This window comes from Paenirhodobacter huangdaonensis, assembly GCF_004022465.1.
Lineage (GTDB): Bacteria > Pseudomonadota > Alphaproteobacteria > Rhodobacterales > Rhodobacteraceae > Rhodobacter > Rhodobacter huangdaonensis.
Genome location: NZ_SAVA01000002.1, coordinates 86845 through 108654, shown reverse-complemented (window position 1 = coordinate 108654; position 21810 = coordinate 86845). Strand labels below are relative to the sequence as shown.

Below are 21810 nucleotides of genomic sequence, written 5' to 3'. Positions count from 1 at the left end.
AGGGAAATGGCGCGGTTGACGGGGCTCGAACCCGCGACCCCCGGCGTGACAGGCCGGTACTCTAACCAACTGAGCTACAACCGCGCATTTCAGCGCTCGGCGATCGGGGAGGTGGCGCGGTTGACGGGGCTCGAACCCGCGACCCCCGGCGTGACAGGCCGGTACTCTAACCAACTGAGCTACAACCGCTCACCTCCGCCCGATCGCTGTCCGAGCGTGGGGCGTGTTTACGCAGGCCCGCGCGCCCCGTCAAGCGACTCCGTGAGAAAAGTTTCGGTTTTTCTCGCGCCCCTGCCCCGTCCGCCTGAAACCCCTGATTTCAAAAGAAAATGGCCCCCTCCATCACAGAGGGGGCCAGGTTCGCCGATCAGGCTCGTTGATGCACCGCCCGAGGTGTTCGTGGTTTCGCCTGGGCCTTCTCGGCGTCTGGGGCGAGCGCACCCGCCCCGGATCTCAATGCAGTGCCACCGCACCGCTGGTCAGCAGCGTGACGGTGGTCGAGGCCCCCGCCATGCGGATATCGGCCACGTCGAGCGCATGGTGGTCGAGATCGCCCCCCAGCACCTCGATCGAGGCACCGCCGAAGGTGGCGTCGATCAGCCGCTTAAGCGCCTCGCCCGCAAGCTGCGCCTCGACCCCGCCCGGGATCCGGCGCAAGGCCTTGGCCGTGATACGTTTGTTTCCGACGATCAGCTCCACCTGGGGCTTCCTTCTGTCCTGCCCTTGCGGGCGTCCGTGGTCTTCGTTGCGGCCCGGCATCGCGGCCGGGCCCCGCTCAGGCCGCGCCCGGCCCTCAGCTGCAGCCCGAGGTCGCGCCGCAGGTGTTGCACTTCATGCAGGTGCCGTTGCGCACCAGCGTGTAGTTGCCGCATTCGCCGCAGGCCTCGCCCTCATAGCCCTGCAGCTTCGCCTTGGTGCGCGCGTCCATCGCCACGACACCCGAGGAGAGGGCCGTCGTCGCCCCGGCGCCCGGCGCCATCGCGGTTTCCGGCACCAGCGTGTTCAGCGCCGCGATCGGATCGGCCGCGCCCGCAAGCGCCATGCCGCCCGCCGCACCGCCGCGCAGCACCACCAGCTCCTGCGGCAGGCGCTTGCGCAGATAGCCCGAGGAGGAGATCTGCCGCAGCACCTCGAGCGACTTCGAGGCGGCCGTCTCGCTCACCGGCTCGACGTTCGAGGCCTTGCCCTCCTCGTGCCCGCCACCGAGATCATCGAAGGAGGTTCCCTTCGGCTTGATATGGGCCAGATCGGTGCGGTCGAGATAGCTCACCGCCAGCTCGCGGAAGACATAGTCGAGGATCGAGGTCGCGTTCTTGATCGAGTCATTGCCCTGCACCATGCCGGCGGGCTCGAACTTGGTGAAGGTGAAGGCGTCGACGAATTCCTCGAGCGGCACGCCGTATTGCAGACCGACCGAGACCGCGATGGCGAAGTTGTTCATCATCGCGCGGAAGCCCGCGCCTTCCTTGTGCATGTCGATGAAGATCTCGCCGAGCGAGCCGTCATCGTATTCGCCGGTGCGCAGATAGACCTTGTGACCGCCGACGATCGCCTTCTGGGTATAGCCCTTGCGGCGCGACGGCAGCTTCTCGCGGTGCGAGCGGACGATCTCCTTCACCACCACCTTCTCGACGATCTTCTCGGCAAGGGTGATGGCCTTTTCCTGCTGGCTGCCGGTGGCGAGGATCTCCTCGGCCTCCTCGTCATCCTCGACCAGCGCGGCGGCGAGCGGCTGGCTCAGCTTCGAGCCGTCGCGGTAGAGCGCGTTCGCCTTGATGCCGAGCGACCAGCTCAGCTCGTAGGCGGCCAGCGCATCCTCGATCGTCGCGGTGTTCGGCATGTTGATCGTCTTCGAGATCGCGCCCGAGATGAAGCTCTGCGCCGCGGCCATCATCCGGATGTGGCTGTCGACGGAGAGATAGCGCTTGCCGGTCTTGCCGCAGGCATTGGCGCAGTCGAAGACCGAATAATGCGCGGGCTTCAGGAACGGCGCGCCCTCGAGGGTCATCGTGCCGCAGACGTGGTCGTTCCCCGCGTCGATCTGCGCCTTGGTGAAACCGAGGTGGCGCAGCATGTCGAAGGACGGATCGTTCAGCCTCTCGACCGGGATGCCCAGCGTCTTCGTGCAGAAATCCTCGCCCAGCGTCCACTGGTTGAAGACGAAGCGGATGTCGAAGGCCGAGGGCAGTGCCGCCTCGATCTTCTCGATCTCGGCCGCGCCGAAACCATGGCCGATGAGCGCGGTGCGGTTGATGCCCGGGCAATTGCCGAGGCTGCCGTGGCCCACCGCAGAGGCGATGATTTCCTCGATCTGAGCCGAGGGGTAGCCAAGCGCGTCAAGCGCGGCGGGCACCGAGCGGTTGATGATCTTGAAATAGCCGCCGCCGGCGAGCTTCTTGAACTTCACCAGCGCGAAATCGGGCTCGATGCCGGTGGTATCGCAATCCATCACGAGGCCGATGGTGCCGGTGGGCGCGATCACCGAGACCTGGGCGTTGCGGAAGCCATGCGCCTCGCCAAGCGCCAGCGCCTCGTCCCAGGCCGATTTCGCCAGCGTGACCAGCGCCGGGTCGGGGCAGTTCGCGGCATCAAGCGGCACCGGCTTCACCTCGAGCCCCTCATAGCCCGTCGTGCGCCCATGCGCCGCGGTGCGGTGGTTGCGGATCACCCGCAGCATGTGGGCGGCGTTCTTCGCATGCCCCGGGAAGGCGCCCAGCTCGGCCGCCATCTCGGCCGAGGTCGCATAGGCGACGCCGGTCATCACTGCGGTCAGCGCCGCGCACAGCGCCCGGCCCTCGTCCGAGTCGTAGCCAAGCCCCATGGTCATCAGCAGCCCGCCGATATTGGCATAGCCAAGGCCGAGGGTGCGGAAGTCATAGGAGCGCTGCGCGATCTCCTGACTCGGGAACTGCGCCATCAGCACCGAGATCTCGAGCGTGACCGTCCACAGCCGGGTGGCATGCACATAGGCGGCCGCATCGAACTTGCCGCCCTTGTAGAAGGTCAGCAGGTTCATCGAGGCAAGGTTGCACGCCGTGTCGTCAAGGAACATGTATTCCGAGCACGGGTTCGAGCCGCGGATCGGACCGTCCTCGGGGCAGGTGTGCCACTCGTTCACCGTGTCATGGAACTGGATGCCGGGGTCGGCGCAGGCCCAGGCGGCATGGCCGACCTGATCCCACAGCTCGCGCGCCCGCACCGTCTTCGCCACCTTGCCGTCGGTGCGGCGCAGCAGCTCCCACGGTGCATCCTCCTTCACCGCCTTCAGGAAGGCGTTGGTGACACGCACCGAGTTGTTCGAGTTCTGCCCCGAGACCGAGATATAGGCCTCGCTGTCCCAATCGGTGTCATAGGTCGGGAATTCGATGCTGTCGAAGCCCTGACGCGCATATTGCAACACGCGGTTGATGTAGGTTTCCGGGATCAGCGCCTTCTTGGCCGAGCGGATCGCCGCCTTCAGCCCCGCGTTCAGCGCCGGATCGACGCGGCCCTCTTCCGAGCCGTCCCAGGCGCGGATCGCGTCGAAGATCTTGTTCAGCTCGCGCTCGTGCATCTTCGAGCCGGCAACGAGCGAGGCGACCTTCTGCTCCTCGATCACCTTCCAGTTGATGAAGGCCTCGATGTCGGGGTGATCCATGTCGCAGATCACCATCTTCGCCGCGCGCCGCGTGGTGCCGCCCGACTTGATCGCGCCGGCCGCCCGGTCGCCGATCTTCAAAAAGCCCATCAGCCCCGAGGACTTGCCGCCGCCCGAGAGCTTTTCGCCCTCGGCGCGCAGGCTCGAGAAGTTGGTGCCAGTGCCGGACCCATACTTGAAGAGCCGCGCCTCGCGGACCCACAGGTCCATGATCCCGCCCTCGCCCACCAGATCGTCGCGCACCGACTGGATGAAGCAGGCATGCGGCTGCGGGTGTTCATAGGCCGAGGCCGATTTCGTCAGCTTGCCGGTGACGTGGTCGACGTAATAGTGGCCCTGCGACGGGCCGTCGATGCCATAGGCCCAGTGCAGGCCGGTGTTGAACCACTGCGGGCTGTTCGGCGCGGCCATCTGCTCGGCCAGCATGAAACGCATCTCGTCGTAATAGGCGCGCGCGTCATCCTCGGTGCTGAAATAGCCGCCCTTCCAGCCCCAGTAGGTCCAGGCGCCGGCCAGCCGGTCGAACACCTGCTTGGCTGAAGTTTCGCCCACAATGCGCTGATCTTCCGGCAGGTTCTCGAGCGCCTCGGTGTCGGGGACAGAGCGCCACAGGAACTCGGGCACGCCCTTCTCGCGCACTTTCTTCAGCGCCGCGGGGACGCCCGCCTTGCGGAAGTACTTCTGCGCAAGCACGTCGGAGGCGACCTGGCTCCAGCCCTCGGGCACCTCGACGCAGTCGTTGTGGAACACGACCTTGCCGTCGGGGTTGCGAATTTCCGACGTGGTGGTGGTGAAGGCGATCTCGCCATAGGCGCCGGTCTTGGCCGAGGTGAACTTGCGTTCGATCTTCATCTGCACTGTCCCGTGTTCAAATCAAACCCGCCGTGCCGGTTGCGCAAGGACAGAGGAGCCCGCCCCGAGGCATGCTCCCGGGGGCGGCCGTCTCGTTTCCGATCGACCAGGGGTGAGGTTCCGTCCCGCGCCTGCAGTGCCACTACATCTGGTGGCTTCCCAGCTGACGTCCACAAACTGGCGTAGGCTCACGAAAGGGTCAACAGATCTTTGCCGGCGTTTTCGGGCATTTTTCTATTGACGGGAAAGCCGGTTTGGCAGGGCTGCGGACGGGCTCGATTCCTCCACAATCGCCCCGCCCGGAGCGGCGCCGGAGGAACGGCGGATTCCCCTTGTTCCTCTGCGCTTTCCGACACGAAGATGACAATCCGGATGAATTTCATCCACAGTTTCACAAGATCTTGTGGATAGCTGGCCAGTTTCAGCCGATGCGCGGGGCGCCGCGGCGCAGCATGCCCAAAAAATGCACCAAAACCCGCTCTGCGCTGCTGCAAAGGGAGAATCGCCCCCGCGGGGACACACCAGATCTAGAGGAGAGGAGGGACGGTTCCGCCGTGCGGAACATGGTCGGGGCGGCGAGATTCGAACTCACGGCCTTCTGTACCCAAAACAGACGCGCTACCAGGCTGCGCTACGCCCCGACGGGTTCTTCCTACAGGCGCGCGGCGCCGGTGAAAAGGGGGTCAACGACAGGGGATCGCCGCGCGCCCGGCCGCGACCGCGGGATGCGAGAGCACCGAGCCCGCGCCGATGCCAAGCCGGCCGGCGAGGCCGCCGTTGATCTCGAGCACATATTGCGCGGCGCCCTGCGACGGGATCGGGGTGTCATCGAGCGGCCGCGCGTTGCCATGCACCGAGATCACCCGGCCGGTGCCGTCCAGAAAGATGATGTCGAGCGGGATCAGCGTGTCATGCATCCAGAAAGCGACCGGGCGCTCGGAGGGATAGACGAACAGCATCCCCGCCCCCTTCGGCAGCGTGCGGCGCCGCATCAGCCCCTGTTCCCGCTCGGCCGCATCATCGGCGATCTCGACAGAGAAGGTGGCAATCGGCGCGCCATCGGCACGCTGCACGATGGCGCTGTCTTCCCGGCAGGCAGGGGCCGCAGCCCCGGGGCCCGCGGCAAGCAGCAGCAGGATCAGCGCGCGAGCGCCATGTCCCAGGCAACGACCTGGGCCGCCATGCGGCCGCGCCGCCCGTCGATCACCCGCAGACATACTGCCTCCCCGGCCGCAAGATCGGCAAAGCCCGACCGGCGCAGCACCTCGATATGGATGAACACGTCCTCGGGCTTGCCCCAGACATTGGCGAAGCCGAAGCCCTTGCCCTTGTCAAACCACTTCACCCGCGCCGGTTCAAGCGGCAGCGCGGCCAGCGCCTCGGGATCGGTCTCGCCAAGATCCTCGATCGGGGCCGGGCGTCCCTCGGTCTCGGGCGGCACGATCTCGATCACCTCGACCGCCTGCGCACCGCGCGGCGTCGCCTGCACCACCACCGTGATGCCGGCATTGTCGGCAACCGAGCCCTGCCCGAAATTGCGCAGCACATTGGCATGCAGCAAGATGTCGGGACCGCCCTCCTGATCGACGATGAAGCCGAACCCCTTGCCCGGGTCGAACCATTTCACGCGCCCCGTCACGGTCCGGGCTTCGGCCCTCAAATCGTTCATCACCATCCGTCCATCACTTCGACCCGACACAGCCGGAGCGGAGTCTCCCCCCCGCTTCGCTCAACTCTCACACCAAGGCCGACGGATTCAAGCGGAAAAAGTAAGGAAAACCCGACCTGCGCAATTCACGAAGCGTGAAATGCGCGGATTTTCACGGGTTCAACCGCTCAATCTGCCAGTCCGAGGCCGCGTCGGGCCGGGTCCAGCGGAACCGGTCATGCAACCGGAAGGCGCCATCGGCCCAGAATTCGATCTCGAGCGGGGTGATCCGCAGCCCGCCCCAGAACGGCGGACGCGGCGGGTTCGGCCCCTTCTGCGCGGTCACCTTCGCCACCTCGGCCATCAGCGCGGTGCGCGAGGAAAGCGGCGCGCTCTGATGCGAGGCCCAGGCCCCGAGCCGCGAGGTCAGCGCGCGCGAGGCGTAATAGGCATCGGCCTGCGGCCCGTCCTCCTTCGTCACCAGACCGCGCACCCGGATCTGCCGGCGCAGGCTCTTCCAGTGCATCACGAAGGCCGCCTTGCCGGCGCCCAGGATCTCCTGCCCCTTGCGCGAGGTGTAATTGGTATAGACGACGAAGGCGCCGCCCGAGGGCATGTCGCGCCCCTCGATCTCCTTCAGGAGCACCATGCGCACATTCGGCATGCCCTCTGCATCGACCGAGGCAAGGGCGATCGCATTCGGATCGTTGATCTCGGTCTTTTCCGCCTCGGCGAGCCACGTCCTCGCCAGTGCAAACGGGTCATCGCCCGCAAAGATCCCGGTTCTGTCGCTCATCCGATCCTCCATCGTGGCGGCCTTCCCTGCGGGCAAGGCCCCTGCCCCGCCCCTGTCCAGCCTTGATGCCCCCAGATCTTTCGCCTAATGCTTGCGCACTTACCAGAGGGAAGCGGGGGAAACCTGACATGTCGAACCACCTGATGTCGGGCAAGCGCGGGCTGATCATGGGCCTCGCCAACGACAAGTCGATCGCCTGGGGCATCGCCAAGGCCTGCGCCGATGCCGGTGCCGAGCTGGCCTTCTCCTACCAGGGCGAAGCGCTGAAGAAACGGGTCGAGCCGCTGGCTGCCTCGATCGGCGCCGACACGATGATCGAATGCGACGTGTCGAGCCAGGAGAGCCTCGATGCGCTGTTCGCGGCGCTGAAGGAGAAATGGGGCACGATCGACTTCGTCGTGCACGCCATCGGCTTCTCCGACAAGAACGAGCTGCGCGGCCGCTACGTCGACACCTCGTCGGACAACTTCAAGATGACGATGGACATCTCGGTCTATTCGTTCACCGCCGTTGCGCGCCGCGCCGCCGCGCTGATGCCCGAAGGCGGTGCGCTGCTGACGCTGACCTATTACGGCGCCGAGCAGGTGATGCCGCATTACAACGTGATGGGCATCGCCAAGGCCGCGCTCGAATGCTCGGTGAAATACATCGCCGAGGATCTGGGCAAGGACGGCATCCGCTGCAACGCGATCTCGGCCGGCCCGATCAAGACGCTCGCCGCCTCGGGCATCGGCGACTTCCGCTACATCATGAAGTGGAACGAGCTGAACTCGCCGCTGCGCCGCAACGTGACTCAGGAAGAGGTCGGCAAGGCCGCGCTCTACCTGCTCTCCGATCTCGGCTCGGGCACCACGGGCGAGATCCTGCATGTCGATGCGGGCTATCACGTCGTCGGCATGAAGGCGGTCGATGCGCCCGACATCGACGTGGTCACCGGCCGCAAGGACGCCTGAGGCCCGGCGATGACGCTCTCTGCCTTCCTCGCGATCTATTTCGTGCATCTGGCCGCGGCGATCTCGCCCGGCCCGGCGGTCCTGATGGCCGCGCACACCAGCCTGCGCGAGGGCATGGCACGGGGCGTCTGGCTGTCGGTGGGCATCGGGCTTGGCGCCTGCCTGTGGGCCTGCGCCGCGCTGTTCGGGCTGGCGGTGCTGTTCCGCATCGCCCCCGCCCTGCTCACCGCGCTGAAATTCGCGGGCGCCGCCTATCTGCTTTACCTCGCGGTGAAGATGTGGCGCCACGCCCCCGAGCCCTTCGACGCCGCGGTGACCGAGACCGCCTCGGCGCGCTCGAACCTCGGCCTCGTCTGGCTTGGCATCGCGACGCAGCTCGCCAACCCGAAGCCCGCGGTCTTCTTCGGCACGATCTTCCTGACCTTCGTGCCGCCGCAGGCGCCGCTCTGGGCCTATGCCGCGATCCTCGGCATCATCTTCGTCAACGACGCGGGCTGGAACGTGCTCGTGTCGCGCATCTTCTCGCTCGAGCGCACCCGGCGCGCCTATCTGCGCCTGAAAACCGCGATCGAGCGCGGCTTCGGCGGGCTGCTCGCCCTCCTCGGCCTGAAACTCGCACTCACCTGAGAGGCTCGTCATGTCCGAACGTCTTCCCCACGAGAAGGGCTTTCTGGTCAGCTGGGACCAGCTCCACCGCGACGCGCGCGCGCTGGCCTGGCGGCTGGATGGCAAGGGGCCGGACAGTGGCGCCTGGCGCGCCATCGTCGGCATCACCCGCGGTGGCCTCGTGCCCGCGGCGATCATCGCGCGCGAGCTGAACATCCGCGTCATCGACACGATCTCGGTCAAGGGCTACAACCACCAGACCCAGCACCCGCCGGTCGTCATCAAGGCGCCGCAGGCTGAGCTGATGGGCGATGGCGAGGGCATCCTGGTCGTCGACGATCTCGTCGACTCGGGCAAGACGATGGAACTCGTCCGCACCCTTTACCCGAAGGCGCATTTCGCCACGATCTATGCCAAGCCTAAGGGCCGGCTGCAGACCGACACCTTCGTCACCGAGGTCAGCCAGGACACCTGGATCTTCTTCCCCTGGGATACCGCGCTGCAATACGTGCAGCCCTACCGGGGCGTGGACTGAGCCGATGCGCGCCCGCCTCGGCCGGGCGCTGCACGCGGCCTTCGAGGCGAGCCTGCTCGCCAAGGGCCTTCTGGCCGCGGCCGAGACTCTGTCCGGCCTCGTGCTCTTGCTGCTGCATCAGGGCACGCTCGTCACGCTGGCGCAGCGGCTGACGGCACATGAGCTTTCCGAGGACCCGGGTGATTTCCTTGCCAATGCGCTGCTGCATGCCGCGCAGCGCTTCTCGGTCGAGGCGCAAAGCTTCTACGCGCTCTATTTCCTCAGCCATGGCGGGCTGAAGCTGATCGTCGTCGTGCTGCTCGCCCGCGGCATCCTCTGGGCCTATCCGGGGGCGATCGTGCTGCTCTCCGCCTTCATCCTCTATCAGCTGCACCTGTGGAGCCTCGACCATTCGGTGGTGCTGCTGGCGCTGACCGGGCTCGACCTCGTGGTGATCGCCCTGACCTGGGAGGAATGGCGCCGCCGCCGGGGGCTTTCCTTCCTGCCGCCGCGGTCCTAGTGTCGCGCGACACTCAGGAGACACCGATGCCGCTCAGCCCGCTGAACCCCGCCCTTGCCGCCACTTTCGCGCCGCCGGTGATGGAGGCGCGGCGCTGGCTCGAGGGGGTGAGCTTCCCGCCGGAGCGGCCGTTGCTCAACGTCAGCCAGGCCGCCCCGGTCGATCCGCCGCCCGAGGGGCTGCGCCGCGCCATCGCCGAGGCGGCGCTCGACAACCCCGCCGCCCATCTCTACGGCCCGGTGCTTGGCATGGCCGAGCTGCGCGCCGAGATCGCGGCGCAATGGTCCGTGGCCTACGGCGGCATGATTTCCGAAAGCCAGGTGGCGATCACCCAGGGCTGCAATCAGGCCTTCTGCGCGGTGATGGCGACGCTTGCCGGCCCGGGCGACGAGGTGCTGCTGCCGACGCCCTGGTATTTCAACCACAAGATGTGGTGCGACATGGCCTCGGTGCGCGCGGTGCCGCTGCCCACCGGCGCCGGGCTGCTGCCCGACCCCGAGGAGGCCGCCGCGCTGATCACCCCGCGCACCAAGGCGATCGTGCTGATCTCGCCCAACAACCCGGGCGGCGCGGAATACCCGGCCGCGCTGGTGCGCGCCTTCCACGACCTTGCCCGCGCGCGCGGCCTTGCGCTGATTGTCGACGAGACCTATCGCGACTTCGACAGCCGCACCGGCGCGCCGCATGACCTCTTCGCCGATCCCGACTGGGACGAGGCCTTCATCCATCTCTACTCTTTCTCGAAGGCCTACCGGCTGACCGGCCACCGCGTCGGCGCCATCGTCGCCTCGCCCGCCCGTCTGGCCGAGGTCGAGAAGTTTCTCGACACGGTGGCGATCTGCCCGAACCAGCTTGGCCAGATCGGCGCGCTCTGGGGCATGCGCAACCTCGCGCAATGGGTCGCCGGCGAACGCGCCGAGCTGCTCGCGCGCCGCGCCGCGCTGACCGAGGGCTTTGCCGCGCTCGAGGGCTGGCACCTGCACGGTTGCGGCGCCTATTTCGCCTGGGTCGACCACCCGGGCCGCGACGCCTCGCCCGATTTCGCGCGGCGTCTGGTGCGCGAGGCGGGGGTGCTGCTGCTGCCCGGCACGATGTTCATGCCCGAGGGCACGGTGCAGGGCGATCGCGGCCTGCGCATCGCCTTCGCGAACGTCGATGCAAACGGCATCGCGGAATTGATCCGCCGCCTTGCCACGGTGACGCCCTGAGCCTTGCGGCGCCCCCGCCAAAGCCCTAAACACCCGCAAAAGGCCTGATCCCCGGGAGGAATGAGCATGTCGAACAAGCTGCGCAGCCATGGCAAGGGCGTCGTCGTCTGGGTGTTGCTCGCGATGCTTGTCCTTGGCCTTGGCGGCTTCGGCGTCTCGAACTTCTCGGGCCGCGTGCAGTCGATCGGCTCGGTCGGCAAGACCGAGATCTCGATCAACGACTATGCCCGCGCGCTGCGCTCGGGGATGAGTGCGGCGCAGGCCCAGCTTGGCCGGCCGCTGACCTTCGCCGAGGCGAAGGCGCTCGGCCTTGATCGCCAGGTGCAGGCGCAGGTCTTCGCCGAGGCCGCGGTGAGCGAACAGGCGCGCCGGCTCGGCATTTCCGTCGGCAATGCCGAGGTCAGCCGCCAGGTTCATGCGATCCGCAGCTTCCAGGGCGTCGACGGCAAGTTCGACCGCGAGGTCTATCGCATGGCGCTGCGCCAGCAGGGCTATACCGAGACCCAGTTCGAGACCCGCCTGCGCTCGGACGTCGCCCGCTCGATCCTGCAAGGCGCGGTTGCCGGCGGCGTCAAGGCGCCCGAGGCGCTGGCCGCGGCCTATACCAAATACGTCACCGAGAAGCGCGACATCGCCTATGCCGAGATCACCGAGGCGGATCTGACCGCCGCGCTGCCCGAGCCCACCGAGGACGAGCTGAAGGCCTGGCACACCGACCACGCGGCCGAGTTCACCAAGCCCGAGACGCGCGAGATCAGCTATGTCTGGCTCACCCCCGAGATGCTGAAGGACAAGGTCCAGCTCGACGATGCGACGCTGCGTGCGGCCTATGAGGAGCGCAAGAGCGAGTTCGTCCAGCCCGAGAAGCGCCTTGTCGACAAGCTCGTCTTCCCGACCAGGGACGAGGCCGAGGCGGCGAAGAAGAAGCTTGACGCCGGCACCGCAAGCTTTGCCGAGATCGCCAAGGAGCGCGGCCTGACGCTCGCCGATACCGACCTTGGCGAGGTCTCGAAGGAAGAGCTCGGCACCGCGGGCGACGCCGTCTTCGCGCTGACCGCACCGGGCACCGTGGGCCCGATCGACAGCGACCTCGGCCCCGCGCTTTACCAGATGAACGGCATCCTGCCCGCCGAGGAGACCACCTTCGAGCAGGCCAAGCCCGACCTCGAGACCGAGGCGGTGATGGACCGCGCCCGGCGCATGGTCTCCGACATGACCTCGGATCTCGAGGACCGGCTTGCCTCGGGCGCGACGCTCGAGGACATGGCGAAGGAAACCGACATGCAGGCGGGCCACATCTCGATGGCGCCCGACACCACCGATGGCATCGCCGCCTATGAAAGCTTCCGCACCGCCGCCGCCAAGGTGACCGAGCAGGACTTCCCCGAACTCGGCATGCTCGAGGATGGCGGCGTCTTCGCGCTGCGCCTCGACGGCGTGACGCCCGCCGCGCTGATCCCCTTCGCGCAGACCCGCGACAAGGTTCTGGCAAGCTGGAAGGCGGCGCAGCTGAAGAAGCTGAAGACCGACCGCGCCGAGGAGATCGTCGCCGCCGTCTCGGCCGGGGCGAGCCTTGCCGATCAGGGCCTGCTGGTCTCGAACGCGACCGGGCTCGAACGTTCGGGCTTTATCGAGGGCGCGCCGACGACCCTTCTTGCCACCGCCTTCGACACCACGCCCGGCACCGCCGCCGTGGTGACGCAGGACGACACCGTCTTCGTCGTGGTGCCGCTGAAGGTGACCGAGGCCGACCCGCAGGCCGCCGACACCAAGCAGGTGCATGACGTGCTCTCGACCCGGCTCGAGCAGTCGATGGCGGGTGATCTTGCAGACCTTTACGCGCGCGCCTCCGAGACCGAGGCCGGGCTCACCATCGACAGCACCGCAATCAATGCGGTGCAGGCGCAGATGCAGTAAGGAGGCGGTCGTGGCAGCTCTTTCCCCCAGCTTCGAAGAGTTCGAGCGCGCCTGGCAGCAGGGCCGCAACCAGCTCGTCTTCGCCCGCCTCGCGGCCGATCTCGACACCCCCGTGTCGCTGATGCTGAAGCTGGCCGATGCGCGCGAGAACAGCTTCATGTTCGAATCCGTCACCGGCGGCGAGGTCCGCGGGCGCTATTCGATCATCGGCATGAAGCCCGACGTGATCTGGGAATGCCGCGGCGAGAAGGCCCGGATCAACCGCCAGGCGCGGTTCGAGGAGCGTTTCGAGGACCTGCCGGGCCACCCGTTCGACAGCCTGCGCGCGCTGATCGCCGAAAGCCGGATCGAGATGCCCGAGGACCTGCCCGCCGCGGCGGCCGGGCTTTTCGGCTATCTCGGCTATGACATGATCCGGCTGGTCGAGAAGCTGCCCGGCGGCAATCCCGACCCGCTCGGCGTGCCCGATGCGGTGCTGTTGCGCCCCTCGGTCGTCGCGGTGCTCGACGGGGTCAAGGGCGACGTGATCCTCTGCGCGCCGGCGTTCCAGAGCTCGGGCCTGTCGGCGCGGGCAGCCTATGCCCAGGCGGCCGAGCGGGTGATGGACGCGCTGCGCGACCTCGACCGCACGCCGAACCAGAGCCGCGAGATGGGCGAGACCGCGAAGGTCGGCCCGCTGGTGTCGAACTTCACCGCCGCGGGCTACAAGGCCGCGGTCGAGAAGGCCAAGGACTACATCCGCGCCGGCGACATCTTCCAGGTGGTGCCGGCACAGCGCTGGCGCGCGGATTTCCCGCTGCCGCCCTTCGCGCTTTATCGTTCGCTGCGGCGCACCAACCCCTCGCCCTTCATGTTCTATCTGAACTTCGGCGGCTTCCAGATCGTCGGCGCCAGCCCCGAAATCCTGGTGCGGCTGCGTGCGGGCGAGGTGACGATCCGCCCGATCGCCGGCACCCGGCCGCGCGGTGCGACGGCCGCCGAGGACAAGGCGCTCGAAGAAGAGCTGCTGGCCGACAAGAAGGAGCTGGCCGAGCACCTGATGCTGCTCGACCTCGGCCGCAACGACGTCGGCCGGGTGGCGAAGATCGGCACCGTGCACCCGACCGAGAAATTCATCATCGAGCGCTATTCCCACGTCATGCACATCGTCTCGAACGTGGTGGGGGACCTTGCCGAGGGCGAGGATGCGCTGTCGGCGCTGCTCGCTGGCCTGCCCGCGGGCACGGTCTCGGGCGCGCCGAAGGTGCGGGCGATGGAGATCATCGACGAGCTCGAACCCGAAAAGCGCGGCATCTATGGCGGCGGCGTCGGCTATTTCGCGGCAAATGGCGAGATGGACATGTGCATCGCGCTGCGCACCGCGGTGGTGAAGGACCAGACGCTCTATATCCAGGCGGGCGGCGGTGTCGTCTTCGACAGCGATCCCGAGGGCGAGTATCAGGAATCGGTCAACAAGTCGAAGGCGCTGCGCAAGGCGGCCGAGGACGCGGGCCTGTTCGTGCGGCACGGCAACGCCTGAGCCCTGCCCCGCCGGGCAGCGCAGGGAATGGAAACGGGGGCGCTCAGCCCCCGTTTTGCATTTGCGCCAGCGCCAGGGCCGAGACCGGCGCAAAGTTCACCGTGCCGGTGGCCCCCACCGACCAGCTCGTCAGCCCCGAGATCGACTCGGGCCAGGCGCTCAGCATCACCGTCACCGCCCCGTCGCGCGCCGCCTCGAAGGCCGCACGGGCGAGCGTGCGCTCGACCACCGCGCCGCGCTCGCGATCGGCGTCGAGCACGCGCCAGACCCGCACCTCGGGCAGATCTGCCGCGCGCGCCAGCTGTTCGGCGGCATTGGTGCCGCCGCTTTGCGTCACCAGCCCCAGCCCCTCGCGGCCGAGCACCGCCACCAGATCCTGCGCCAGGAGCCGGTTGTTCTGCACCACGGGCTTCGGCGGTTCGACCACCGCCACCGCCTCGGGCAGCACCGCGCGCCAGGCCTCGAGCGCCACCTCGAGATCCTGCGCCGTCGCACCCTCGGGCAGCGGCGAGGCGAGGATCGCCACCTCGAGCCCGGCGGCGCGATAGGCGGCGGCGGCGGTCGCCGCGTCGGGACGGGTCGGGTCGATCGCGATCGTCAGCGGCAGACCGAGTGCCCTGATCGTGCCGCTGTCCAGCCCGCCCGCCGCCGTGCCGGGGTCGATCAGCACCACCGAGAAAAGCGGCTTGCCGGGCTCGGGCGTGAAGGCCGCGCCATAGCGGCGGATCGGCGCCTCCTCGCCCCGGGGCGCGGGTGCGGCCGGCGCGGGCACGGCAGCGGTGGCGGGCGGCGGCCCTCCGGCGAGCGCACCTGCCGGCGCCTCGGCCCCGGGCGGGCGCAGGAAGCCGGGCGCGGGGGCGGTGGCCACCTGCGTCTCGTCGCCGATCGTCGGCAGCCGGTTCACCGCGGTGCCGGGCGCATTGGCAAAGCCCTGCGGCGCATCCCCCGGGCTGAACACGCGCGGCAGCTGCGCCGCGGGCGGCACGATCGCACCGTCGGGCAGCAGCACGATCTCCTGCCCCGGTTCGGGCGCCCGCGGCGTGGCGGGCGCGGCGTCGTCATCGGCGGCGGCGGCGGCGGCGGCGGGCGGTGCAGCGGGGGCTGCCGGCGCCGGCACGGTCCGGGCCACGGCGGCCTCGTCCGCCTCGGCCTGCGGCAGCTCGGGCGCCACCACCTCGCCGGGCGGCGGCACCGGCACCGGCGCCTCGGCCCCGGGTTCGCGCATCGCAAGCGGCGCCTCGGGCGCAGCGGGCGAGGCCGGCGCGGTGGCGACCGCATCCGGCCGCGCGGCACTTTCGGTGCCGGGCAGCGGCGTGGCGGCCGGCTCGGCCACCGGAGCGGGCGGCGCCGGCACCACCGGCTCGGCTGCGGTCACGCCCTCGCCCGCCGGCGCAACCGGCGCCGCATCGCCCGCGCCTGCCAGAGCCGCGGGCGGCGGCAGCGACGGGGCGGGCGCCTCGGCGAGTGGCGCTGCGGGCGCGATCGTGGGGGGCGGAGCAGACGGGGCAGCCAGACGCGGGGCAGTCGGACCCGGGGCGGTCGGACCCGGGGCGGCCACGATCGGCGCGGGGCTGTTCGCCGGGACAGGCAGGCGCGGCGTGCGCGGTGCGGCGCCACGCGCGGCCGGCGCATCCTCGCCCGTGGCCGAGGCCGGCGGGGTCGTCGCGTTCTGCCGCGGCAGCGGCGCCACCAGCGACAGCGCCCCGAGCCCCAGCACCGCGACCACGCCGCCCGTGGCCAGCCCCGCGATCAATCCACGAACCATGCGTTCCGCCCTCTCGAATCTGTCCCGTGCGCCCCCGAAGGCCCCTCAAACCGCCCTCCGGCCCTTGACCCCGGCGCGCTGCTCTGAGCATCTATAGCCCGACGCAAGCCCCGGTTCATCCCCTGAATCTCGTCGCGGATCCCGGGCGGCAGAAGGAAACGCCCCATGCTCCTGCTCATCGACAATTACGACAGCTTCACCTACAACCTCGTCCATTATTTCGGCGAGCTCGGCGCCGATGTGAAGGTCGTGCGCAACGACGCGATGGATGTGCAGGCGGCGATGGGGATGGGCGCCGAGGCGATCGTGCTGAGCCCCGGGCCCTGCGACCCCGCGCAGGCCGGCATCTGCCTGCCGCTGACGCTCGCCGCCGCCGAGGCCGGAGTGCCGCTTCTGGGCGTCTGCCTCGGCCATCAGACCATCGGTCAGGCCTTCGGCGGCAAGGTGGTGCGCGCGGGCGAGATCGTGCATGGCAAGATGGGCAGCATCCACCACGCCGGCCAGGGCGTGTTCCGCGGCCTGCCCTCGCCCTTCCAGGCCACCCGCTACCATTCGCTGATCGTCGAGCGCGAGAGCCTGCCCGACTGCCTCGAGGTCACCGCCTGGCTCGAGGACGGCATGATCATGGGGCTGCGCCACAAGGAGCGGCTGATCGAGGGGGTGCAGTTCCACCCCGAATCCATCGCCTCCGAGCACGGCCACCAGATGCTGCGCAACTTCCTCGACGAGGCGAAAGTGAAGGTGACGGCATGAGCGAGTTGAAACCCCTGATCGGCATCGCCGCCGAGCGCACCCTGACCCGCGAGGAAGCCGAGACCGCCTTCGCCACCTTCTTCGAGGGCACGGCGACGCCCGCCCAGATGGGCGGTTTCCTGATGGCGCTGCGCACCCGCGGCGAGACCGTGGACGAGATCGCCGCTGCCGCCGCGGTGATGCGCGCGAAGATGAACCGCATTTCCGCCCCCGCCGGCGCCATCGACATCGTCGGCACCGGCGGCGACGGCAAGGGCACGCTGAATATCTCGACCGCCACCGCCTTCGTCGTCGCCGGCGCCGGCGTGCCGGTGGCCAAGCACGGCAACCGCAACCTCAGCTCGAAATCCGGCGCCGCCGATGCGCTCGGCGCGATGGGGCTTGATGTGATGAAGGGCGCCGAGGTGTCCGAACGCGCGCTTGCCGAGGCCGGCATCGCCTTCCTGATGGCGCCGATCCACCACCCGGCGATGCGCCACATCGGCCCGACCCGGGTCGAGCTCGGCACCCGCACCATCTTCAACCTGCTCGGGCCGCTGACCAACCCCGCGGGGGTCAAGCGCCAGCTGACCGGCACCTATGCGCGCGACTGGATCCGGCCGATGGCCGAGGTGCTGCGCACGCTCGGCTCGGAGGTCGCCTGGCTCGTCCACGGCGGCGATGGCACCGACGAGCTGTCGATCGCCGGCGTGAGCTGGGTCGCGGCGCTCGAGGCCGGTGAGATCCGCGAATTCGAGGTGCATCCCGAGGATGCCGGCCTGCCGGTCCACCCGTTCGAGGAGATCATCGGCGGCGAGCCGCACGAGAATGCCGAGGCCTTCGCGGCGCTTCTGGACGGCATGCGCGGCGGCTACCGCGATGCGGTGTGCCTGAATGCGGCGGCGGCGCTGATCGTCGCGGGCAAGGTCACCAACCTGAAGGACGGTGCGCAGATGGCGGCCGAAAGCATCGACTCGGGCGCCGCGCGCGGCAAGCTCTGGGCGCTCAAGCGCGCGATGTCCTGAGGAGGCGCGGATGAACATTCTCGACAAGATCAAGGCCTACAAGCTCGAGGAAGTGGCGGCGGCGAAGGCCGCGCACCCGCTCGCCACGCTCGAGGCCGAGGCCCGCGCGCAGACGCCGACCCGCGGCTTTGCGCAGGCGCTCGCCGCCAAGGCCGGGGCGGGCTACGGGCTGATTGCCGAGATCAAGAAGGCCTCGCCCTCGAAAGGGCTGATCCGCCCCGATTTCGACCCGCCGGCACTTGCCCGCGCCTATGAGGCGGGCGGCGCGGCCTGCCTGTCGGTGCTGACCGACGCCCCCTCGTTCCAGGGCGCGCCCGGGTTCCTGGTCGCGGCGCGCGGCGCCTGCAGCCTGCCCGCGCTGCGCAAGGATTTCCTTTACGACACCTATCAGGTCGCCGAGGCACGGGCCTGGGGTGCGGATTGCATCCTGATCATCATGGCTTCGGTCGAGGACGGCCTTGCCGTCGAGCTCGAGGATGCAGCCTTCGGCTGGGGCATGGACGTGCTCGTCGAGGTGCATGACGAGGCCGAGATGGAGCGCGCGCTGAAGGTGCTGAAATCGCCGCTTCTGGGCGTGAACAACCGCAACCTGAAGACCTTCGAGGTGACGCTTGACGTCACCCGCCGGCTGGCGCCGACGATCCTCGCCGAGGGCCGCGATCTCGTCTGCGAAAGCGGCATCTTCACCCGCGACGACATGGCGGCGATGGCCGAGGTCGGCGCGCGCCGCTTCCTGATCGGCGAAAGCCTGATGCGGCAGGCCGATGTCACCGCCGCGACGAAGGCGCTTCTGGAGGCCGCATGACCGGGCTCAGCCATTTCGACGCGCAGGGTCAGGCGCATATGGTCGACGTCTCGGCAAAGCCGGTGACCGACCGCGTCGCGGTGGCCGAGGGCTGCGTGGTGATGACCGCCGAGACGCTCGCCCATGTCACCGCCGGCACCGCGAAGAAGGGCGACGTTCTGGGCATCGCCCGCGTTGCCGCGATCATGGGGGCAAAGCGCACCTCGGATCTCATTCCGCTGTGCCACCCGCTGCCGATCACCAAGGTCTCGGTCGAACTAACGCCCGACGCGGACCTGCCCGGCGTGCGGATCGAGGCGACGGTGAAGACCTCGGGCCAGACCGGGGTGGAGATGGAGGCGCTCACTGCCGTCACCACCGCCGCGCTGACGATCTATGACATGCTGAAGGCGGTCGAGAAGTCGATGCGGATCGAGGGCATCCGCGTGGTGCTGAAAGACGGCGGCAAGTCCGGCCGCTACGAGGTGACGCGATGATCCCGGTGGCCGAGGCGCTCGACAAGGTTCTGGCACTGGTGGCGCCGCTGCCGGCCGAGACGGTGCCGCTGCGTGCGGGGCTCGGCCGCGTGCTCGCCGCCCCGGTGCGCGCCACGCTGACGCAGCCGCCCTTCGATGCCTCGGCGATGGATGGCTATTGGCTTGCGGCCGCCGATCACCGCCCGGGGGCGCGCCTGCGCGTCGCGGGAGAGGCCGCCGCCGGCCGCGGCTATGCCGGCCCGCTCGCCCCCGGTCAGGCGGTGCGGATCTTCACCGGCGCCCCCTGCCCTGCCCCGGGCGGGGTGGTGGTGCTGCAGGAGGATGTCACGCGCGAGGGCGACACAATCACCCTGCCCGCGGTCCTGTCACAGGCCGGCAACATCCGCCCGCGCGGACAGGATTTCGCCGAGGGGATGGAATATTTCCCCCGCGCGCCGCTGACCGCGCGCGACCTTGGCCTGATCGCGGCGATGAATGTCGCCACGCTCTCGGTGCACCGCCGCCCCGTCGTCGCGCTGATCGCCACCGGCGACGAGCTGGTGATGCCGGGCGAGGTGCCGGGCCCCGACCAGATCCTCAGCTCGAACAGCTTCGTGCTGGCGGCCCTGGCCGAGGAGGCCGGTGCCGAGGTGCGGATGCTGCCGATTGCGCGCGACACCGAGGACAGCCTGCGCTTTGCCTTCTCGCTGGCCGAAGGGGCCGACCTTGTCGTCACCGCAGGCGGGGCCTCGGTGGGCGAGCATGACCTTGTCGGCGCCGTCGCGGCGGATCTGGGCCTCGAGCGCGCCTTCTGGAAGATCGCGATGCGCCCGGGCAAGCCGCTGATGGCGGGGCGGATGGGCGCGGCGGCGCTGCTCGGCCTGCCCGGCAACCCGGTCTCGGCCACGGTTTGCGCGCTCCTGTTCCTGCGCCCGATGCTGGCGAAGATGCAGGGCTTCGACGCCCGCCCGGTGCCCGCCCGTGCGGTTCTGGGCGCCGATGTCGGCCCGACCGGCCCGCGCACCCATTACATGCGCGCGCGCCTGCTGCCGGGCGACAGCCTGCCGCGGATCCTGCCGGTCGAAAGCCAGGATTCGGCGCGGATGCGGCTTCTGGCCGAGGCCGATGCGCTGCTGATCCGGCCGATGAACGACGGCCCGCGCAAGGCGGGCGACGTGGTGGAGTTCCTGCCGCTTTAACCCGCGATCAGCTCTTGCGCCGCGGCGCGCGCCGCCCCGGTGACCTCGGCGCCCGAGATCATCCGGGCGATCTCGTCCACCCGCTCGGCCGCGCTCAGCGCGCTGACGCGCGAGGTGGTCATGCCGTCACTGACCGATTTCGCCACACGGAAATGGGTCGCGCCGCGCGCGGCCACCTGCGGGCTGTGAGTGACGACAAGCACCTGCGCGCTTTGCGACAGCTTCGCCAGCCGCCGGCCCACGGCATCGGCCGTCGCCCCGCCGACACCGCGGTCGATCTCGTCGAAGATCAGCGTCAGCGCATCGGCACCGCGCGCCAGCACGACCTTGAGCGCGAGCAGGAAGCGCGACAGCTCGCCGCCCGAGGCGATGCGGTTCAGGGGCCCCGCGGGCGCCCCCGGGTTGGTCGCCACGGTGAAGGCCACCGCATCGGTGCCCTCGGGGCCGGGCTCGCCCGGTGCGATCTGCGTCTCGAAGACCGCGCGTTCCAGTTTCAGCGGCGCAAGCTCGGCCGCCATTGCCGCATCAAGCCGCACCGAGGCCTCGGCCCGCGCCGTGGAAAGCAGGGCCGCCGCCGCACGATAGGCGCTGTCGCAGGCCGCAACCTCGGCCTCGAGCGCGGCAATCCCCGCCTCGCCGGCATCGAGCGCGGCCAGACGGGCGCGCAGCTCGGCCGCGAACCCGCCCAGCTCATCGGGCAGCACGCCATGCTTGCGGGCCAGCGCGCGGATCGCGAAGAGCCGCTCCTCGCAGGACTCGAGCGCGCGCGGATCGAAGGTCAGCGCCTCGAGCGCGGTTTCCACTCCCTCGGCCGCCTCGCCAAGCTCGATCAGCGCCCGGTCGAGCGAGGAAAGCGGGCCGTCAAGCCGGCCCTCTGCCTTCTCGGCCGCGCCCTGCAGCCAGCGATCGGCGTCGCGCAGCGCCCCCTCGGCGCCCTCGGGGCCCAGGATCTGCAGCGCGCGGGCGACATCGGCGCGGATGCGCTCGGCGCCCTGCATGGTGCGGCGGCTGGCGTCGAGCGTCGCCTCCTCGCCCGGCTGCGGGTCGAGCGCGTCAAGCTCGGCCACGGCGTGACGCAGGAAGTCTTCTTCCTCCTTCACCGCGGCGAGCGCCGCCTGCGCCGCGGCAAGCCGCTTTGCCGCACCGGCCCGCGCGCTCCAGGCGCTGCGGGTGGCGGCGATCAGATCCTCGTGAGCGGCGAAAGCATCGAGCAGCGCACGGTGGCCGCGCGCATTCAGCAGCCCGCCGTCGTCCTGCTGACCGTGCAGCTCCACAAGCGTCGCCGAGACCGCGCGCAGCACCTCGCCGCTTGCCCGCCGATCATTGATCCAGGCGGTCTTGCGGCCATCGCGCGCATTCACCCGGCGCAAGATCAGCTCTTCGCCCACCGGGATGCCGGCTTCTTCGAGAACGGCGCGCGCGGCGTGGCCCGCCGGCAGCTCGAACACCGCGGTCACCTCGCCCTGCTCGGCGCCCTTGCGCACAAGCTCGGCCCGGCCGCGCCAGCCGAGCACGAAGCCGAGGCAGTCGAGCAGGATCGACTTGCCGGCCCCGGTCTCGCCGGTGAGCACGGTCAGACCCGGCCGGAACTCGAGTTCCAGCCGGTCGATCAGCAGCATGTCACGGATGTCGAGCGTGCGCAGCATGTCGGCCCCTCAG

General features: G+C 69.4%; 19 protein-coding genes and 3 tRNA genes. 12 read left to right on the top strand and 10 right to left on the bottom strand.

Annotated features, from left to right (window positions below; translation table 11 throughout):
- Positions 1-7 precede the first annotated feature (7 nt).
- The 8 genes from EOW66_RS03585 to pdxH all read right to left on the bottom strand — a co-directional run bounded on the left by EOW66_RS03585 (position 8) and on the right by pdxH (position 6933).
- A tRNA-Asp gene (locus EOW66_RS03585) sits at positions 8-84 on the bottom strand.
- Positions 85-112: 28 nt separating this feature from the next.
- Positions 113-189: transfer RNA gene (locus EOW66_RS03580), tRNA-Asp, on the bottom strand.
- 264 nt (positions 190-453) lie between these two features.
- On the bottom strand, positions 454-699 hold the full coding sequence (locus EOW66_RS03575) for a hypothetical protein (RefSeq protein ID WP_164881018.1): 246 nt from the start codon (positions 697-699) through the stop codon (positions 454-456).
- A 94-nt stretch (positions 700-793) separates the two neighbouring features.
- Positions 794-4489 carry a vitamin B12-dependent ribonucleotide reductase gene (locus tag EOW66_RS03570; RefSeq protein WP_128154919.1) on the bottom strand — a complete coding sequence of 1232 codons (3696 nt, stop codon included), beginning with the start codon at positions 4487-4489 and terminating at the stop codon, positions 794-796.
- Positions 4490-5053: 564 nt separating this feature from the next.
- Positions 5054-5130: transfer RNA gene (locus tag EOW66_RS03565), tRNA-Pro, on the bottom strand.
- Positions 5131-5172: 42 nt separating this feature from the next.
- On the bottom strand, positions 5173-5562 hold the full coding sequence (locus EOW66_RS03560; RefSeq protein ID WP_239017484.1) for a DUF192 domain-containing protein: 390 nt from the start codon (positions 5560-5562) through the stop codon (positions 5173-5175).
- A 65-nt stretch (positions 5563-5627) separates the two neighbouring features.
- Positions 5628-6158 carry a cold-shock protein gene (locus EOW66_RS03555; protein WP_380711072.1) on the bottom strand — a complete coding sequence of 177 codons (531 nt, stop codon included), beginning with the start codon at positions 6156-6158 and terminating at the stop codon, positions 5628-5630.
- A 151-nt stretch (positions 6159-6309) separates the two neighbouring features.
- Positions 6310-6933, bottom strand: a complete 624-nt coding sequence (pdxH, locus tag EOW66_RS03550; protein WP_128154916.1) for a pyridoxamine 5'-phosphate oxidase — start codon at positions 6931-6933, stop codon at positions 6310-6312.
- Between the two features lie 128 nt (positions 6934-7061).
- Between pdxH and fabI the strand changes: the two genes are divergently transcribed.
- The 7 genes from fabI (at position 7062) to trpE (ending at position 14170) form a co-directional block, all read left to right on the top strand.
- A complete protein-coding gene (gene fabI, locus EOW66_RS03545) occupies positions 7062-7886 on the top strand; it encodes an enoyl-ACP reductase FabI (protein WP_128154915.1) in 825 nt (274 codons plus the stop codon).
- A 9-nt stretch (positions 7887-7895) separates the two neighbouring features.
- Entirely contained in the window at positions 7896-8513 is a 618-nt protein-coding gene (locus EOW66_RS03540; protein ID WP_128154914.1) for a LysE family translocator, read from the top strand.
- A 10-nt stretch (positions 8514-8523) separates the two neighbouring features.
- Positions 8524-9027, top strand: a complete 504-nt coding sequence (gpt, locus tag EOW66_RS03535; RefSeq protein ID WP_113900053.1) for a xanthine phosphoribosyltransferase — start codon at positions 8524-8526, stop codon at positions 9025-9027.
- A 4-nt stretch (positions 9028-9031) separates the two neighbouring features.
- Entirely contained in the window at positions 9032-9526 is a 495-nt protein-coding gene (locus tag EOW66_RS03530; protein WP_128154912.1) for a DUF2127 domain-containing protein, read from the top strand.
- Positions 9527-9552: 26 nt separating this feature from the next.
- Positions 9553-10734 (top strand): aminotransferase, encoded by a 1182-nt coding sequence (locus EOW66_RS03525; protein WP_128154911.1) that lies wholly within the window; start codon positions 9553-9555, stop codon positions 10732-10734.
- 66 nt (positions 10735-10800) lie between these two features.
- On the top strand, positions 10801-12651 hold the full coding sequence (locus EOW66_RS03520) for a peptidylprolyl isomerase (RefSeq protein WP_164881017.1): 1851 nt from the start codon (positions 10801-10803) through the stop codon (positions 12649-12651).
- Between the two features lie 10 nt (positions 12652-12661).
- On the top strand, positions 12662-14170 hold the full coding sequence (gene trpE, locus EOW66_RS03515) for an anthranilate synthase component I (RefSeq protein WP_239017483.1): 1509 nt from the start codon (positions 12662-12664) through the stop codon (positions 14168-14170).
- 43 nt (positions 14171-14213) lie between these two features.
- On the opposite strand, the gene EOW66_RS03510 is transcribed toward trpE, so the two are convergent.
- Positions 14214-15935: a divergent polysaccharide deacetylase family protein gene (locus EOW66_RS03510; protein WP_128154906.1), complete on the bottom strand. Its 1722-nt coding sequence runs from the start codon at positions 15933-15935 to the stop codon at positions 14214-14216.
- A 165-nt stretch (positions 15936-16100) separates the two neighbouring features.
- Between EOW66_RS03510 and EOW66_RS03505 the strand changes: the two genes are divergently transcribed.
- The 5 genes from EOW66_RS03505 to EOW66_RS03485 are packed head-to-tail and all read left to right on the top strand — an operon-like array spanning position 16101 to position 20151.
- Complete coding sequence (locus tag EOW66_RS03505) at positions 16101-16688, top strand: anthranilate synthase component II (protein WP_128154905.1); 588 nt, start codon at positions 16101-16103, stop codon at positions 16686-16688.
- On the top strand, positions 16685-17692 hold the full coding sequence (trpD, locus tag EOW66_RS03500) for an anthranilate phosphoribosyltransferase (protein WP_128149831.1): 1008 nt from the start codon (positions 16685-16687) through the stop codon (positions 17690-17692). Before EOW66_RS03505 ends, trpD begins: the two co-directional genes overlap by 4 nt.
- Positions 17693-17702: 10 nt before the next feature.
- A complete protein-coding gene (gene trpC, locus EOW66_RS03495) occupies positions 17703-18497 on the top strand; it encodes an indole-3-glycerol phosphate synthase TrpC (protein ID WP_128154903.1) in 795 nt (264 codons plus the stop codon).
- Positions 18494-18973 (top strand): cyclic pyranopterin monophosphate synthase MoaC, encoded by a 480-nt coding sequence (moaC, locus tag EOW66_RS03490; protein WP_128154901.1) that lies wholly within the window; start codon positions 18494-18496, stop codon positions 18971-18973. The genes trpC and moaC overlap by 4 nt, the downstream gene beginning before the upstream one ends.
- Positions 18970-20151, top strand: a complete 1182-nt coding sequence (locus tag EOW66_RS03485; protein WP_128154899.1) for a molybdopterin molybdotransferase MoeA — start codon at positions 18970-18972, stop codon at positions 20149-20151. Before moaC ends, EOW66_RS03485 begins: the two co-directional genes overlap by 4 nt.
- Here the strand turns inward: EOW66_RS03485 and recN are convergent.
- Positions 20148-21797 carry a DNA repair protein RecN gene (gene recN / locus EOW66_RS03480; protein WP_128154898.1) on the bottom strand — a complete coding sequence of 550 codons (1650 nt, stop codon included), beginning with the start codon at positions 21795-21797 and terminating at the stop codon, positions 20148-20150. The two genes, EOW66_RS03485 and recN, sit on opposite strands and share 4 nt — an antisense overlap.
- Between the last annotated feature and the right edge of the window lie 13 nt (positions 21798-21810).